Annotated in this window: 17 protein-coding genes; 12 read left to right on the top strand and 5 right to left on the bottom strand. The window is 62.5% G+C overall.

The window, feature by feature from the left end; translation table 11 throughout:
- Positions 1 to 280 precede the first annotated feature (280 nt).
- Positions 281 to 1,513, bottom strand: coding sequence for an MFS transporter (locus VFU66_RS12080; RefSeq protein ID WP_326446511.1), 1,233 nt, complete (start codon positions 1,511 to 1,513; stop codon positions 281 to 283).
- 243 nt (positions 1,514 to 1,756) lie between these two features.
- On the opposite strand from VFU66_RS12080, the gene VFU66_RS12075 reads away from it, so the two are divergent.
- A complete protein-coding gene (locus VFU66_RS12075; RefSeq protein WP_326446510.1) occupies positions 1,757 to 2,425 on the top strand; it encodes a class I SAM-dependent methyltransferase in 669 nt (222 codons plus the stop codon).
- Between the two features lie 220 nt (positions 2,426 to 2,645).
- Here VFU66_RS12075 and VFU66_RS12070 read toward each other — a convergent pair whose 3' ends face one another.
- Positions 2,646 to 3,047 (bottom strand): ArsR/SmtB family transcription factor, encoded by a 402-nt coding sequence (locus VFU66_RS12070; protein ID WP_326446509.1) that lies wholly within the window; start codon positions 3,045 to 3,047, stop codon positions 2,646 to 2,648.
- A gap of 76 nt (positions 3,048 to 3,123) precedes the next feature.
- Between VFU66_RS12070 and VFU66_RS12065 the strand changes: the two genes are divergently transcribed.
- Positions 3,124 to 3,963 (top strand): arsenite methyltransferase, encoded by an 840-nt coding sequence (locus tag VFU66_RS12065; RefSeq protein ID WP_326446508.1) that lies wholly within the window; start codon positions 3,124 to 3,126, stop codon positions 3,961 to 3,963.
- 195 nt (positions 3,964 to 4,158) lie between these two features.
- Entirely contained in the window at positions 4,159 to 4,650 is a 492-nt protein-coding gene (locus VFU66_RS12060) for an arsenate reductase ArsC (RefSeq protein WP_326446507.1), read from the top strand.
- 179 nt (positions 4,651 to 4,829) lie between these two features.
- Here VFU66_RS12060 and VFU66_RS12055 read toward each other — a convergent pair whose 3' ends face one another.
- Positions 4,830 to 5,369 (bottom strand): CGNR zinc finger domain-containing protein, encoded by a 540-nt coding sequence (locus VFU66_RS12055; protein ID WP_326446506.1) that lies wholly within the window; start codon positions 5,367 to 5,369, stop codon positions 4,830 to 4,832.
- A gap of 142 nt (positions 5,370 to 5,511) precedes the next feature.
- Between VFU66_RS12055 and VFU66_RS12050 the strand changes: the two genes are divergently transcribed.
- Together VFU66_RS12050 and mnmA are read left to right on the top strand one after the other, a co-directional pair.
- Entirely contained in the window at positions 5,512 to 6,381 is an 870-nt protein-coding gene (locus VFU66_RS12050; RefSeq protein WP_326446505.1) for an alpha/beta fold hydrolase, read from the top strand.
- A 535-nt stretch (positions 6,382 to 6,916) separates the two neighbouring features.
- Positions 6,917 to 8,035, top strand: a complete 1,119-nt coding sequence (gene mnmA, locus VFU66_RS12045) for a tRNA 2-thiouridine(34) synthase MnmA (RefSeq protein ID WP_326446504.1) — start codon at positions 6,917 to 6,919, stop codon at positions 8,033 to 8,035.
- A gap of 24 nt (positions 8,036 to 8,059) precedes the next feature.
- Here the strand turns inward: mnmA and VFU66_RS12040 are convergent, their stop codons facing one another.
- Positions 8,060 to 8,617, bottom strand: coding sequence for a hypothetical protein (locus VFU66_RS12040; RefSeq protein WP_326446503.1), 558 nt, complete (start codon positions 8,615 to 8,617; stop codon positions 8,060 to 8,062).
- A gap of 91 nt (positions 8,618 to 8,708) precedes the next feature.
- Complete coding sequence (locus VFU66_RS12035; RefSeq protein WP_326446502.1) at positions 8,709 to 9,098, bottom strand: YtxH domain-containing protein; 390 nt, start codon at positions 9,096 to 9,098, stop codon at positions 8,709 to 8,711.
- 344 nt (positions 9,099 to 9,442) lie between these two features.
- Here VFU66_RS12035 and VFU66_RS12030 point away from each other — a divergent pair, with 344 nt between their 5' ends.
- The 7 genes from VFU66_RS12030 to VFU66_RS12000 all read left to right on the top strand — a co-directional run.
- Positions 9,443 to 10,576 carry a BON domain-containing protein gene (locus tag VFU66_RS12030; RefSeq protein WP_326446501.1) on the top strand — a complete coding sequence of 378 codons (1,134 nt, stop codon included), beginning with the start codon at positions 9,443 to 9,445 and terminating at the stop codon, positions 10,574 to 10,576.
- A gap of 132 nt (positions 10,577 to 10,708) precedes the next feature.
- Positions 10,709 to 12,523 carry a glycoside hydrolase family 57 protein gene (locus VFU66_RS12025; RefSeq protein ID WP_326446500.1) on the top strand — a complete coding sequence of 605 codons (1,815 nt, stop codon included), beginning with the start codon at positions 10,709 to 10,711 and terminating at the stop codon, positions 12,521 to 12,523.
- Positions 12,524 to 12,531: 8 nt separating this feature from the next.
- On the top strand, positions 12,532 to 13,788 hold the full coding sequence (locus VFU66_RS12020) for a DUF2264 domain-containing protein (protein ID WP_326446499.1): 1,257 nt from the start codon (positions 12,532 to 12,534) through the stop codon (positions 13,786 to 13,788).
- 33 nt (positions 13,789 to 13,821) lie between these two features.
- Entirely contained in the window at positions 13,822 to 14,694 is an 873-nt protein-coding gene (locus tag VFU66_RS12015; protein ID WP_326446498.1) for a hypothetical protein, read from the top strand.
- Positions 14,691 to 15,371, top strand: coding sequence for a class I SAM-dependent methyltransferase (locus tag VFU66_RS12010; protein WP_326446497.1), 681 nt, complete (start codon positions 14,691 to 14,693; stop codon positions 15,369 to 15,371). Before VFU66_RS12015 ends, VFU66_RS12010 begins: the two co-directional genes overlap by 4 nt.
- 33 nt (positions 15,372 to 15,404) lie before the next feature.
- Positions 15,405 to 15,563 (top strand): hypothetical protein, encoded by a 159-nt coding sequence (locus VFU66_RS12005; protein ID WP_326446496.1) that lies wholly within the window; start codon positions 15,405 to 15,407, stop codon positions 15,561 to 15,563.
- Positions 15,564 to 15,717: 154 nt separating this feature from the next.
- Positions 15,718 to 15,908 (top strand): SixA phosphatase family protein (locus tag VFU66_RS12000; protein ID WP_326446495.1); only part of this gene is annotated, 191 nt, incomplete at its 3' end.

Below are 15,908 nucleotides of genomic sequence, written 5' to 3'. Positions count from 1 at the left end.
CGTTGTTGTCGAACCACAGAAACGGCGTGATACGGGAAAAGCTCTCCATCGCACTCATCGACTCCTCCTGGGACTGTTGATGACGATCTCACGACATGGAATCACACTCACTTGCAAAGTGCAAGCAAATGATCTCCGTCGTCTTTAGCATTTCCATTCCGTACCTTGAGCGAAGCCGAAAGGGGAAGGAACCCGCTTTTGTCTTCCCTCAACCCAGTCACGAGCGCCCGGGTGCCCCATCCATGCGCAGCCTCATCGCATGGGTGGGATCGCACAAATCTCACGCCTCCGCAGCGACGGCAGCCTCCGCCACCGCGTCGCGGTGCATCCTGCTCAACTGCCGCCACAGCAGCGCCAGCAGCACCGCGCCCGAGATCAGACTCGCCAGCCCATCCGTCATCAACAACCCGCGCACACCGAAGTGCTTATATCCCTGCCCATCCAGCCAGGTCATATACACAATCGCGCCATTGGTCGCCGCGGCAAACAAACCAAGCTGCGTACTCGCCACCGGACTGTGCTGACCCACCAGTTGAAACCCCAGCGCATTGAACGCCGCATACACAACCCCGGCGATGCCGTTATAGACCAGCACGCCAATCACGAACGCCGTCGCCGTATGCGGAGTCAACGCCATCGCCAGCGCGCAGCAACTCGCGCTCATGCCCGCAAGCAGATACATATGCCCGCGCGAGAGCTTATTCGCCAGATACCCGCCCAGCAGCGCGCCCACCGACGTGCTGATCGCGCACCCAGCGCCCGTAATCCACACCACCGTACTCTCGGCCGTGTGAAAATCCTTGCCCATCCCCGAGAACAGATTGATCGCCGCCACTGCGCCCGCCGGCACCAGAAACAGCGCAAATCCCGTCAGGCATGCCTTCGTCTTCGACGCGCGCCACGTCGCCTTCATCGCATCCGTAAAAATCTGTTTGAAGCTGAACGACGACCGCACCGGTTCCGGGAACATCAGCGTCGGCAGCGTACCCAACAGAATGCACACGCCCAGCCCGACGCCAAGCCAGTGCAAACTCACATGCGGAGCCAGCGACATCACCACCAGCGACCCCAACGCGCCTCCACCCAGGTTTGCCACATTCGTCCACCCGCTCACCGAGCCGCGCCGCGCATCCGGCGTAAATCCCGCCGTCCATCCGCCCGCCGCGCCCGAGAACATCACCATCGCCAGCTCCGCAATCAGCAGCAGCGCCGTCGCCTGCCCTAGATGCGCAGGCGAGAGCACAAACAGCGCCGCCGCAATCGACACCGCAGCAATCAGCGCCATCAACCAGCAATACGCCCGCCGCGTCAGCCCCGTATCCATCAGCGGCTGCAACAGAAATCCCCAGAACGTCGGCGACATCACCGTCGCGCTCACCCCCGCCACCTTGTCGAGCGGTATGCCTAGGTTCGTCAGCAGAAACGGCAGCGCCGTAATCGTGAATCCCACCGTCAACCCAAACGGAAAAATCGCCAGCCCCACGATCCACGAAGGTGGCAGCGGCCTTTCCATCCCATGCGATTCCACAGTCTCTGCCAGAAAAATCTCCCTCAAAGCGAACAACCAGACGGACTATACCAGCCCGCGTAAACAACCGTCTAACCACCGCTCAGTCACAGGCAATGGTGCAATCTCCGGTTGGCCGGCGACTCAGCCCAAACCGGCACGCAAGGTATAAACTTCGGCTCGGATGCGGACATAGATGCGGCGGTTGCGGGCTGAGATACTCCCCGGCTGCGACGGAGAGAGGTGCGAATGACTCTGCAGGAGCAGTTCGGGCAGATTGATGTCTACCTGTTCGACCAGATATTGCGGGGGAATATTTCGCCCGGCATGCGCGTGGTGGACGCGGGATGCGGCGGCGGCCGGAATATTCACTATCTGCTGCGCGAGGGCTATGAAGCGTTTGGCGTGGATACAAGCGCCGAAGCGGTGGCGGCGGTGCGGAAGCTGGCAAGTGAGCTGGCGCCGGCACTGCCGACTGAAAACTTTCAGGTGGCGCGCGTGGAGGCGATGCCGTTCGCGGATGAATTTGCCGACGTGGTGGTGTGCCACTCCGTGCTGCACTTTGCGCAGGATGAAGCGCAACTGGAGGCGATGGTGCGAGAGCTGTGGCGGGTGCTGCGGCCGGGCGGAATGCTGTTCTGCCGGCTGGCATCGACGATTGGCGCGGTGCCGGGGATGACGTTCGAGCCGATCGGCGGCCGACGCTTCCGGATGTCCCATGGGGCGGAGTGGCTGCTGGTCGATGAAGCCCTGTTGATGAAGCTGACACGCGATCTGGACGGAGAGCTGGTGGATCCGCTGAAGACGACCGTGGTGCAGGGCCAGCGATGCATGACAACGTGGGTGGTAAAAAAGAAGGCACCGCGAGGAGAGGGCCAGACGTTTGTCAGTTCGGGAATGCCGGCGCTAAGGCATTAATGCAATGAGAGCGATTACGGAAACCACCAGCCGGGCGCTCCATCCTTCGCATCCCTTGCGAACGATGAGAGAGAACACACTCCCTCAACCCATGAGCCGCAGTTGCTCATTGCATCTCCACTCCCTACCCTGAGCGAAGCCGAAGGGGAAGGAATCTGCCTCTGTCTTTGCTTTTCCTTCAGTCAAACAACAACCCGTGTGCTCCCATCCGTGCTCTGCCTCACTCCACCTGCGTGCAGCAGGGCACCGGCGCGCCATCAAGCCCGGAAAACTTCTCCGGCCAGCAGCACGCCCGCTCCAGCCGCGCCAGATCCGCCCGCATCTGCTTGTCCTCATCCAGCGATGCGAACACTGCGTCCAGAATCGAAATCGCCGCCCGGTCAGCCGGGCGCGCCAGACGGTAATGCATCCACTTCCCGTCCCGCCGCGCGCTCACTAACCCAGCTCGCCGCAGATACGCCAGATGCCGCGAGATCTTCGGCTGCCCCTCGCCTAGAATCTCAACAAAATAGCAGACGCAAACCTCCCTCCCGCGCATCAGGTTCAGCACGCGCAATCGCGTAGGATCAGCCAGTGCCGCAAACAGCAGAGCCATATCGAACGGCTTTCGGGTCTTTCCCATAAAATTTATTATATATGCCTTGACAAATATGTCCACTCAAAATACATTCGCCTTAGCAAATATGAAAGAGGCCGCCATGACCGTCGAACCCGCCGCCGCAAACACCCGCTCCGCAGTCATCAAAAAATACGGCGCCGCCGCCCGCAGCGTCGCTCAATCCGGCACGCAAGCCTGCTGCGACCCTGCCCTCGGCTGCTGCGACCCCATCACCAGCAACCTCTACACCAGCGCCGAGCAAACGTGTCTCCCCGAAAACGCCGTGCTCGCCTCGCTCGGCTGCGGCAACCCCACCGCACTCATCGACCTCCGCCCCGGCGAGACCGTCCTCGACCTCGGCTCCGGCGGCGGTATCGACGTACTGCTCTCCGCCCGCCGCGTCGGCCCCACAGGCAAAGCCTACGGCCTCGACATGACCGAAGACATGCTCGCCCTCGCCCGCGAAAACCAGCGCCAGTCCGGCCTCACCAACGCCGAGTTCCTCAAAGGCGAGATCGAATCCATCCCTCTGCCCGCCAACTCCGTCGATGTCGTCATCTCCAACTGCGTCATCAACCTCTCCGCCGACAAAGACCGCGCCCTCCGCGAAGCCTTCCGCGTCCTCCGCCCCGGCGGACGCTTCGCCGTCTCCGATGTCGTCGTGCGCGGCCACGAAATCCCCGCCGCCGTTCGACAAAGCATGTTGCTCTGGGTCGGCTGCATCGCGGGTGCGCTCGAAGAGCAGGAGTATCGCGCCAAACTCCACGACGCAGGCTTCGAACAGATCAGCATCGAACCCACCCGCGTCTACAACATCGAAGACGCCCGACAGTTCCTCACCGCCTCCGGCGTCCCGGTAGACGAACTTGCCCCACAGGTCGAAGGAAAATTCATCAGCGCCTTCATCCGCGCAACCAAGCCGCAGCCGTCTTCATCGTAAGGCAGATCGAACAGCCAATACTGTGTCGATCGAAGGAGTGTCATCCTGAGCGAAGCCGCTCACAGCCTCATCGTGAGCGGCGAAGCCGAAGGACCTGCGGTTCCAACCTCTACATCTGCACAAGAATCTGCCCCTCAACCGTCGCCAGAAGTGAAAGAGCGATAAAGCCAGCTCACACTGAAAGAGAAGGCACCGATGCCAACCCACCACAACGTCCTCTTCCTCTGCACCGGCAACTCCGCGCGCTCCATCATGGCCGAGGCCTTGCTCAACCACAAATCCAACGGTGCCTTCACCGCCTACAGCGCAGGCAGCCACCCATCCGGCAAAGTTCGCCCCGAAGCGATCCAGCAACTCGAACTCGCCGGAGTCTCCACAACCGGTCTGCGCAGCAAGTCTTGGGACGAGTTCGCCGCGCCCGATGCTCCAACCATGGACTTCGTATTCACCGTCTGCGACAACGCAGCCAGCGAAGTCTGTCCCGTCTGGCCTGGGCACCCGGTCACGGCACACTGGGGAGTAGCCGACCCGGTCGCAGCAAAAGGAGACGCCGAAGCCATCGCCCGCGCCTGGCACGATGCCTTCTCCCAGCTCGACAGACGCATCAGTCTCTTCACAGCCCTGCCCATATCCACTCTCGAACGCATGAGCATTCAAAAAGAGGTCGAGAAGATCGGGAAGCTGTGAGTGCACCGTCAAAAGCCTGTCACGCCGGATGGCATCCTTCATCTTTCACCAGCCACCAACGTTCGGGTGCCCATCCTTCGCAAAACGAAGGGTGGAAATGTAAGACCCCAGCACAGCCGCAGTCCGGCATCCAAAGCAGCCAGCAGACTTAAGCCTCGCGGCAACCGTCCATGCATTGGCTACTGCCGCTCGCGGAATGCAGCCACCTTATGCCGGTTGCCGCATATCTTCATGCTGCACCAGCGCCGCCGGTGCGCTTTCGTGCGGTCATAAAACCACAGTACGCAGCCCTCTCCTTCGCATCGCCGTACCAGATCGAAGTCAGCCGTCGCCAGAAACTCCGCGGCCATCTCCGCCAGACGGGCAAGCTGCGCCTCTGCTCTTCCTCCCTCATATCGCCGAACCACCACGGTCGCACCAGCCCTCTGCCGCAATTCACAATAGCTTCTGCCCAACTGAAGAAACTCGTTCAGCGACCCTGTATCCATGCGCCGCCCGTCTTTCCGCTGCGTCACCAGCCTGCGCACCATCTCCCGCAACCGCCGCGCCGCATCCACCAGCCGCCCAGAAGGAAGCTTCTCCGCATTCCCAGCCAGCCCCACACGCTCCAGCCAGCGGAGCACGTCCGCGTCGCTCACCAGCAGGTCCACCAGCCCATCTCCCTGCCTGACAACCGTATTCAGCAGGTCCATCACCGGATGGTCCCCCACCAGATCCATTCCGCTTACCACCGCCATATCGCCCCTCAGGATTTTTTGTAACTTTTTATGTAACCAAATACAGGTTACACCATCTCATTTGCAAGTAACCTTTATATTGCCATGATATAGGTTACAAATCTCACTCCAAGGGAACACTCTCATGTCCGAATCCCCCACCCGCGTCGCCTTCCATACCATCGAGGCCGACGGCCTCAAACTCTTCTACCGCGAAGCCGGCCCCGCAGATGCTCCGGTCATCCTCCTCCTGCACGGCTTTCCCACCTCATCGCACATGTTTCGCGAACTTATCCCTCGTCTTGCTCACCGCTATCGCGTCATCGCGCCCGACCTTCCCGGCTTCGGCTTCACCACCGTTCCACCCGAACGCAACTACAGCTATACCTTCGAGTCCATCGCCGGCACGCTCCGGGCCTTCGTCGACGCTCTCCATCTCACCCGCTACGCCATCTATGTCTTCGACTACGGCGCGCCCACCGGTTTCCGCCTCGCCTTGGCCCACCCGGAACGAATCACAGCCGTAATCTCCCAGAACGGCAACGCGTATGAAGAAGGTCTCAGTGACGCATGGAACCCCATCCAGCGCTACTGGCAAAACCCAACAGATGAGAATCGCAACGCACTGCGCGAGTTCCTCACGCCCGAAGCAACCCGCTGGCAATACACCCACGGCGTCGCCAACCCGGAACAGATCGCACCCGAGTCCTATACACTCGACTCCGCTCTCCTCCAGCGTCCCGGGCAGCAGGAGATTCAGCTCGATCTCTTCCTCGACTACGCCTCGAACGTCGCACTCTACCCCGCCTTCCAGCAGTTCTTCCGTCAATACCAACCGGCGCTGCTCGCCATCTGGGGCCGAAACGACCCCTTCTTCATCCCACCCGGCGCCGAAGCCTATCGCAGGGACATCCCCGCCGCAACCATCAAACTCCTCGACACAGGACACTTCGCACTCGAAACCCACGTTGAGGAGATCGCGTCCGCAATCCTCAACCTGCCGATCCCTTCCTGACCCGAGAGATCTGTCAAGCGGGCAACCGCCTAAAGAACACATTCCGAATCACATCCACCTGGCGGTCGAGTTGTCCCGGTTTGCTATACTTAAAACAGATGAGTCCGACAGAAGAGTCCCCATCCATTGGGGACTTTTTCCATGAAATCGCTTTGTTGTTCGTCTACGGATAAGTACGGATAGGCGCCGGAGGCGCGACACATACCAGGTCAGCAGCACCGCAAACTCAAGGGCTGAAAGAGGGTGCTGAAAAAGTCAGTTTTGCTTAAGGGCACGGCTTCAGCCGTGCCGCTAACGCTGCAAAATCAACGCGGCTTTAGCCGCTGAGGTACGCTTTCTTCCCGGCGAGACACTTTTTCATCACCCTCGAAAGCCCCGCATATAGATTGACCATGCTCGATAAAGCTAATGTAATGAATATTTTACAGAAATCACCCCTTTAGAATCAGGACTTTGCGCAGATAGCCCACACCTAAGTCCTTTGTTCAAAGTATTTTGCACAAAAGCAGGGGGGGGGGGGGTACCAGCAAAAGCCATGTCCACCGAGCACAACAACACGATCGCAGTCGCCATGTCCGGCGGAGTGGACTCCTCCGCCGTGGCCGCGCTCCTCCGCGCCGAGGGACACGAGATCGTCGGCCTCACCCTCCAGCTCTGGAACCAGCGCCGCCTCGCCGGCCACGAGGGTATGCCCGAGTCGGTGCAGGGCCGCTGCTGCTCCATCGACGACGTCTACGACGCCCGCCACGTCGCCGAAAAGCTCGGCATCCCGTACTACGTCGTCAACCAGCAGGAGCGGTTCGAGGCCGACGTCGTCCGCCCCTTCGTCGCCGAGTACCTCGCCGGACGCACGCCCATCCCCTGCACCCTCTGCAACAACCACCTCAAGTTCGACCAGCTCCTCATCACCGCCCGCCAGATCGGCGCAGACCGCATCGCCACCGGCCACTACGCACGCAACCACTACGACGCCGCCCGCAACCGCTGGATACTCTCCCGACCTGCCGACTACACGAAGGACCAGACCTACTTCCTCTTCGGCCTCACGCAGGAGCAGCTCTCCCGCACCCTCTTCCCGCTCGGAGAGATGCAGAAGCCCGTCGTCCGCTCGCTCGCGGCCGAGGCCGGCCTCGCCGTCGCCCAGAAGCCCGACTCGCAGGAGATCTGCTTCATCCCCGGCGGCGACTACAACCTCTTCCTCAAGGCCTACCTCGATGAGCAGGGCGAGGAGATGCCCAACACCTCCGGCGAACTGGTGACGACGACCGGCGAAGTGATTGGCCACCACGAAGGCATCCAGAGCTTCACCGTCGGCCAGCGCAAGGGCCTCGGCCTCTCGACCCCGAATCCGCTCTACGTCCTCGCCATCCACCCGGACTCGCACCAGGTCACGGTCGGTCCGGACGAGGCTCTGCTCTCCCGCGACCTCTACGCCAACCGCCTGAACTGGATCTCAATTCCCGAGCTGACCGAGCCGATCCGCGTCACCGCTAAGATCCGCCACCGCCACACCCCGGCCCCGGCCACGCTCACCCGCGTCGATGAAGCCACCGTCCACGCCCACTTCGACGAGCCGCAGCGAGCCATCACCCCCGGCCAGTCCGCCGTCTTCTATCAGGAAGATGAGGTGGTCGGAGGCGGCTGGATTATCTGACCGCTACCACCGGTTCGCAGGCTCCTACTCCTCAACGGCCTCCGGCGCGCTGCCGTTTTTCTTCCTGCCCAGCAGCACATCCAGCCCGGCCTTGAGACCGCTCATCATCCCGGCAAACTCCCGCGCCGGAATCTTCACCGCGTTCTGAAGCATCCTGCCCGCATCCGAAGCCGTATCCAGCACAGAGCTGACCATGCTGTCCACGCGCTCCACCTGCGCCCGCGTCTTCTGGTTCGCCTCGCCCATCGTCTGGTCCCACTCGATTGCCTTGGTTCGAACCAGATGGCTGGTGTGAGCGAGGTTCTCCGTAATCACCTTCACCTTGGGCGAGGCGTCACGCACCATCTCATGCGTATTCGCAATCAGCGGCGTCACCTTTTCACGCAGATCCTCGACGATGCCCAGCACCCGCTTGCGCGCCTTCACCGCGCCCACCGCCATCACAATCACCGCGATCGCCTGCGTCACCATCGCCAGCGCCACCAGGCCCACGAAGATGATCAGCCACTTCACCCCGCCGGCCGAGTTCCAGTCTCCGGCCTGCATCCACATTCCCAGCAGCACGATTCCGGCCACGTTCATAGTCTCTCTCGCCTCGCACACCCTGCCTGACAATCACAAAGGCCCGATCACGCACGACCATGACCGGGCCCTTCAATCTTAGACCGCAGCGTCAGGACTGCGTCTCGCTGGTCGTGTTCGCGTAGGCTTCTTTGCCCGCATCAATCGCTGCCGAGACCTTGCTCTGGTGCTCCTGCACCAGACCCTTGCCCTTTTCGACATACTGTGTCCACTGCGTCCGCCCGCGGTTATAGTACTCCTTGCCGCGATCGGCATAGTGCCCGATCTGCTCTTTACCCTGGGCTGCGAGGTCGGCGGCGCGGTCCTTGGCCTGCTGTGCCAGCACAGCGGCACGGTCTTTCGCGTCGAGCGCGCTCGCTACCAGGTCCTCGCGTGTCTCCTTGCCAGCCTTCGGCGCATAGAGCACCCCGACCAGCGCGCCTATGCCCAGACCCGCCAGAAACCATCCCAATCCGCCTGCTCCATTGTCCTTATCTGACATGTACGTTCTCCTGTCTTATCTTCTGATGCAAATCTCTTTTATCTTCTGGTACAAGTGTCACTCCGCCTTTATAAACCAATTCCCGGTTCGGTGCCGGACCAGCGCGGCACGACCCACCCATCACCTGACGGACAAAGATACCCACTCAGGTGGATGCGCGCAGCCAGCATTAGGTTGCGCGCACACTACAGCCACTCACGCCGGACAATCGCCTGCGTCCAACCAAGCAACGAGGGCGAGTTTCCGCATCCGCAATCGATAAATAGCCATCCGGTGATTCAGAAGTGCATCGGAGTGCAATAAAATCGTTGCACGGCCTGTCCGACAAGGCAAAACGAGGTCTCATGCACACATTCCGCACACTCCCCAAGACATCCGCCTTCATCGCCGCAACGGCTCTTGCCCTGGCGCTTGGCGCCGCGGGCTGCAAAAAGGCAGCACCCGCGCCGACCGACGACTCGATGACCAGCGCACTCCATACGCGACTGACCACGGACAGCGCCCTTAGTGCCGAGCCAATCCAGGCCACGGTTAAGGATGGCGTGGCCACGCTCGACGGCACGGTCAGCAACGACGCCGCCCGCTCGCTGGCCGCCGCCGATGCCGCGCAGGTTGCCGGTATCAAGACCGTGGTCAACAACCTGACCGTCGCGCCCGCTACCCCTCCCGTCACAGCGGCAGCCCCTGCGCCCGAGCCGCCTCCCGCGCCTGCTCCGCGTGAGACGCGCAGACCCACTCCTCATAGGGCCAGGCCCGCTCCGGTCGTCCGTCAACGACCCCAGCCGGACCAGCAGGCTACAGTCGTTCCACCGCCTCCTCCCGGCGAAAACATGGCCGCGCCAGCGCCAGTCGAACGCCCGGCAGCGCCTCCAGCGCCAACGTTCCGTAACGTCACCATCCCCAGCGGAACCGTCATCCCCGTCCGCATCACTCAAAGCCTTTCGAGCGCCTCATCGCAGATTGGCGACAGCTTCTCCGGCGTCCTGACCAACGACATCCTCGTGGACGGCGTCACCGCTGTCCCGGCGGGCACCCCTGTCTCCGGTCGCGTCTCCGACGTGCAGGGAGCGGCGCACTACAAGGGCAGCTCGCTGCTCAGCATTCAGCTCACCGGCATGAGCCTGCGCGGAAACCGTCTCTCCGCCTCGTCTGCACCGTATACAGTGCAGGGCAAAGGCCGCGGCAAGAACACGGCTGAAAAAGTCGGCGGCGGAGCAGCGCTCGGGGCCATTCTGGGCGGCATCTTCGGCGGCGGCAAGGGTGCGGCCATCGGCGCGGCAGCGGGCGGCGGCGTTGGAGCGGGCGCGAATACCATCACCAAAGGCGAGGAGGTGCAGATTCCATCCGAATCCATCGTGCGCTTCCAACTCTCCGGCCCGGTCTCGCTGCGCGTTTCGACCGGCGGCGCTCAGGGAGACGACAGCGGAACGGCATCGCCTGCGCTTCAGCGAAGATCCAGCACGCAGCCGCCACAATAATGCCGTAAGCTGCATCTAACCAATCGAGCGCCGCGCGAATGTGCATCGCTTGTAAATCTTGCTGGTGTAGACTTGGTTCGCAACCGGCCTGGCGAACTGTTCGCCGGGCCGATTGACCCACAATGATCGAACGTGAGGTACTCCATCTTGACGAAGGCATCGCCCAACCAAGCGTCCCGTCCCGCAGGATTCCTCACCTTCACCCTGCACGCGCATCTTCCTTACGTCGTCAACCACGGCACCTGGCCGCACGGCATGGAGTGGCTGCACGAGGCTGCGGCCGAAACCTATCTGCCGCTGCTGCGGATGCTGAAAAATCTGGAGCGCGACCACATCCGCTTCAACTGCAACCTGAACCTCTCGCCCATCCTGCTCGAACAGCTCGCGCACCCGGTCTTCATCGAGGAGTTTCCCAACTACCTCGGCCGCAAGATCGTCGCCGCACGCGAAGATGAGGCCTACTTCATTCAGGCAGGCGAGACACACCTGGCCGAGACCGCGCGTTTCTGGCACCGCTTCTTCTCGCAGGCTCTTGAAGACTTCGAGGGCTTCAACCGCGACATCATCGGCGCGTTCCGCCACTTCAACGACACAAGCCTGATCGACATCATCACCTGCGGGGCCACGCACGGCTACATGCCCCTGCTGGGCACCGATGAGAGCGTTCGCGCGCAGGTGCGCACTGCGGTCGAGACGCACATCCGCCACTTCGGCCGCCATCCGCGCGGCATCTGGGCACCGGAGTGCGGCTACCGCCCCGCAGGGTTCTGGCAGTATCCGGTCGCGTGCGCGGACGGCCAGACGCCCGCAGGCTTCGACCGCATCGGAGTCGAGCAGGCGCTTTCCGAGAGCGGCATCGAGTTCTTCTTCGTCGATACGCATCTGGTTGAGGAGTCCGTGCGCACGCCTTCGCCCTATGAGTTGCTCAACGGCTCGGTGCCCGCAGATGCTGAGTTGGAAAAGATGACGCACCGGCCGTACCGCAGCCTCTATCAGCCGTATTACGTAGATGGCACTTACGACAAGCGTTATGCCACGACTATCTTTCCGCGCGATCCTCGCACCGGCATCCAGGTGTGGTCGGGCGACGGCGGCTACCCCGGCGACGGCGTGTATCTGGACTTCCATAAGAAACGCTGGCCAGGCGGACACCGCTACTGGCGCGTCACCGGCTCGAAGGTGGACATGGGCGACAAGCAGCCCTACTATCCGCAACAGGCCGCCGAGCGCGTGAAGTCGCACGCCGCGCACTTCGTGCATCTGGTCTACGAGGCGCTCCAGTCCGGCTTCAACGATGGGATTCCGCCCATTCTCTGCTCGCCGTTCGACGCGGAGCTGTTCGGCCACTGGTGGTTCGAGGGGCCGTTGTGGCTGGAGGCCATCGCGCGCAACCTGCACGACTATCCGACGGGGCTCGAGATGATCAGTTGCGCCGAGTATCTGGACCGCTACCCGCGCGCCGGATTCATCTCGATGCACGAAGGCTCGTGGGGCGCAGAGGGCACTAACCACGTCTGGATGAATCCCGAGACGAGCTGGACGTGGACCCACATCTATCCTGCTGAGCTTTTCACGCGCGATGTTTCGACCGCGGGCCACTGGCGTGCCTCCGCGCAGGGCAAGCGCATCGCGCAGCAACTGTGCCGAGAGCTGCTGCTGCTCGAGTCCTCAGACTGGCAGTTCCTCATTACGACGGGTGCGGCGCGCGACTATGCGGAGATCCGCTTCCTGACCCACAATGACCAGTTCAACGAGGTCAAGGCCATCTGGCAGACGTTTGAGTCCACCGGCAGCATCACGCCCGAGCAGGAAAAGCGCCTGGCCGAGATAGAAGTGCGCGACGGCATCTTCCCCGACGTTGACCCCGGCCTATGGGTGGCGGGGGCAAAGCAGCCTCGCATCGAAGCCCAGCCGGCCACTCTACCCCAGGCAGCAGCCACCGCTTGAAAGGTGTAATGACCGAACCGAACCGCCGCCACTTCCTCCTCGGCAGCCTCGCTGCCGGAGCTGTCGCTACGCTTCCCGCCTCGTCTCAAACCACGCCGCAGACTCAACAACAGAACGACCGCGGCTACTGGCTCAGCCATGTGGAGCGAGTCTCGGAGCCAGTGCTCAAGGCGCTCAACGAGCGCAAGCTCCGCGCCACCATGCCAGTCGAGGCCGCGCCGGGCGAGCGTGACTCGCGCGCCATGGGCACACATCTGGAGGCTCTGGGCAGGCTGCTCGCCGGGCTTGCTCCATGGCTTGAACTCGATCCTTCTCCGGGAGAGAGCGCGCAGGAGACCGCGCTGCGCAGCCGGTTCCGCAAGTATGCAGTTGCAGGCATCATCTCGGCGCTCGATCCGTCTTCTCCCGACCACATGCCGTTTGGGGCGTCATCGCAGACAGTGGTGGATTCTTCCTTCCTTGCGCTTGCAATCCTGCGTGCACCGAATCAGCTTCTCGGCAAACTCGACGCCACGAGCCGCAAGCGTCTTGCCGACGCGCTCATCACCGAGCGCCGCGTTCAACCCGGCTTCAATAACTGGTTGTTGTTCGCGGCCATGAACGAGGCGCTGCTGAAGGTACTCGGCCAGTCATGGGACAGAATGCGCGTCGATTATGCGCTGCGCTCGCTCCAAAGCTGGTACGTCGGCGACGGCGTCTACGGCGACGGCCCGCACTTTCACTGGGACTACTACGACAGCTTCGTCATGCATCCGTACCTGTTGCAACTGATGGACACCGTCGGCGACGAGTCGGCTGCCTGGACAGCGATGCGCGAGCCCATCCACCGCCGTGCGCAACGGTATGCGGGGATTCAGGAACGGCTCATCGCGCCGGACGGCTCCTATCCTGTTGTTGGCCGTTCGATCTCGTACCGCTGCGGAGCGTTTCAACTGCTGGCCGATGCCGCGCGCCGCCACATGCTGCCCGAGACCGTCGCCGCGCCGCAGGTGCGCTCGGCCATCGCTGCCGTGATGCGCCGCACGCTCGAACCGGCGGGCACCTATGACGCCCAAGGCTGGCTCCAGATTGGACTCGCCGGCCATCAGCCCGGACTGGGCGAAGGCTATATTTCAACTGGAAGCCTGTACCTGTGCAGCGCCGCGTGGCTGCCGCTCGGCCTGCCTCCATCGGATGCGTTCTGGTCCGGAGCCGCAGAGCCGTGGACCTCGCAGAAGATATGGTCCGGCGAAAATGCGCACACCGACCACGCGCAGGATGCTTAACGACACCCTGCTGCGCGGACTAAACTTAAGGGAGTGGCTACAGCAACTCCAACCCAGCCTGCGCTTCGAGTCCCTCGCGTTACAAGGCCACTGGCGCTCTGGCATCTGCTTTCGCTCGACGCACCAACGGTGGCTGCGCTGTGGACTTGGTTCATTGCGCGCGCCAGCCATGTGCGACTTCCTGAGGCTGCCACGGTTGCGATGGCCGTCGCCGTCTGGATGCTCTACGCCGCCGACCGGATGCTCGACGCGCAATCGAACCAGCAGGACACGCTCGAAGCGCGGCACATCTTTCATCATCGTCATCGCAGCGCGTTTCTCGCAGGCATCTTCACGGCGTCGATCACGCTTGCGCTCTTGCTGCCGCGGCTCGACACGCAATCCATCCATCTCTACCTCATCCTCGGCGGACTGGTCTTCGGCTACTTCATCCTGATTCACGCCGCTCGCAGCGCGCATCGCATGCCCAAGGAGATCGCCGTCGGCATCTGCTTTGCCGCAGCGACATTCATCCCTACGGTTGCTCGCCGTCCGGACCTGCGACTCTCACTCGCTGCTCCCGCGCTACTGTTCGCCGCGCTGTGCAGCCTCAACTGTCTGTTTATTTATGCATGGGAGCATCCGGCATTGCATCGCGCGCTTGATTCGAGCCACCCGCCCCATGCCATGACACGCCTTGCGCTGCGCCATCTGCGACCGATGACCGTGTTCCTTGTGCTCGCCGCCACTGCGCAGGCAGTGCTGGGCCCGCACGCGCCATGGCCGATTCCGCTCGCCTCCGCCATCTCGGGGGCGCTGCTGCTCGTCCTCGACCGCTGCCGCGATCTCATTCCCCCGACCACGCTTCGCGCGACAGCCGACTTCGTGCTGCTCACTCCACTCGCGCTGATTCCCTTCATCCGATGAAGCATCCCAACTTCGATCGCATCGCGCGTCCGTATCGCTGGTTCGAATACCTCACGCTCGGCAAGGCGCTCGAACGATGCCGCCTGCATTTTCTGCCGCAGTTGCTCAGCCGCCGTCGCGCGCTCATTCTGGGCGACGGAGACGGCCGCTTCACCGCCAGCCTGCTCGCTCGAAACCACACCATCGAGGCTGACGCCATCGACCTCAGCGCGACGATGCTTGCGCTTCTCCGCGAACGCTCCGCGGCTGCTCCCAACGCCACGGCCCGCCTGCGGACGCACCACGGCAACGCGCTCGACTTCAGCTTTGCGACGCTCCCGGCGCAGCCTTACGATCTCGTCGTCACCCACTTCTTCCTCGACTGCCTAACGCAGCCCGAACTCGATCGCCTCGCCGCTCGCATCGCACCACTGCTTGCGCCCGGAGCCATCTGGCTGGTCTCCGACTTTCGCATTCCCTCGGGAGCGATGCGGCTGCCTGCGCGGGTCTACATCCGCTCCCTGTACTTCGCCTTCCGCATCCTGACTGGCCTGCGCACGACGCATCTGCCCAACCACTCCACGCCTTTGGTCGAGCTGGGCTTTGCGCGCATCGACCGCCACGACTCGCTGGCTGGACTACTCACCACGGAGTTGTGGCGGCGAAACAGCCCTGCCGACGCATCCCGCATCGGATAACATAAGAGACCCACTGCGCACCCGGAGCACGACATGCCCCAACCGGAGAACAACACCGCACCTGAACCGGAAAAGCCGTCCAGGGCGGACTCACATCCCGCGCCCATCCCCGACCCCGAACCGGTCAGCCCGTCGCTCGACGAGCCCGACCCGGCCGTCTTCCACCACACTCCGGTGCGGCCAAAGGACTAGGGCTTAGGGAATAGAAACTCGCCGTAGTGTTTGGCCGCAATCAGGAGCGACTCCGTCACTGCTATCGCAAAATGTCTCGCTTTCTGGATATGTCTGGTGATGAGCCCTGGTCCTAAGCCCTAGCCCTGTTCCCTGTTCTAAAATTGAGAGGTCTATGAATCTCTTCCTGCTTCGACACGCGAGCGCAGGCACGCGCCGCCCCAATCCACTGCTGGACGTCAAACGTCCGCTCGACAAGGAAGGCAAGAAGCATTGCCAGCAACTGGCGCAACTGCTCAACGCGCTTGACGTGCAGTTCGACCTGGTCGTCTCCAGCCCGCTCAAGCGGTGTCTTCAGACGGCTTC

Source organism: Edaphobacter sp. (genome assembly GCF_035763405.1).
Lineage (GTDB): Bacteria > Acidobacteriota > Terriglobia > Terriglobales > Acidobacteriaceae > Edaphobacter.
This window is presented reverse-complemented; position numbering and strand designations above follow the sequence as displayed.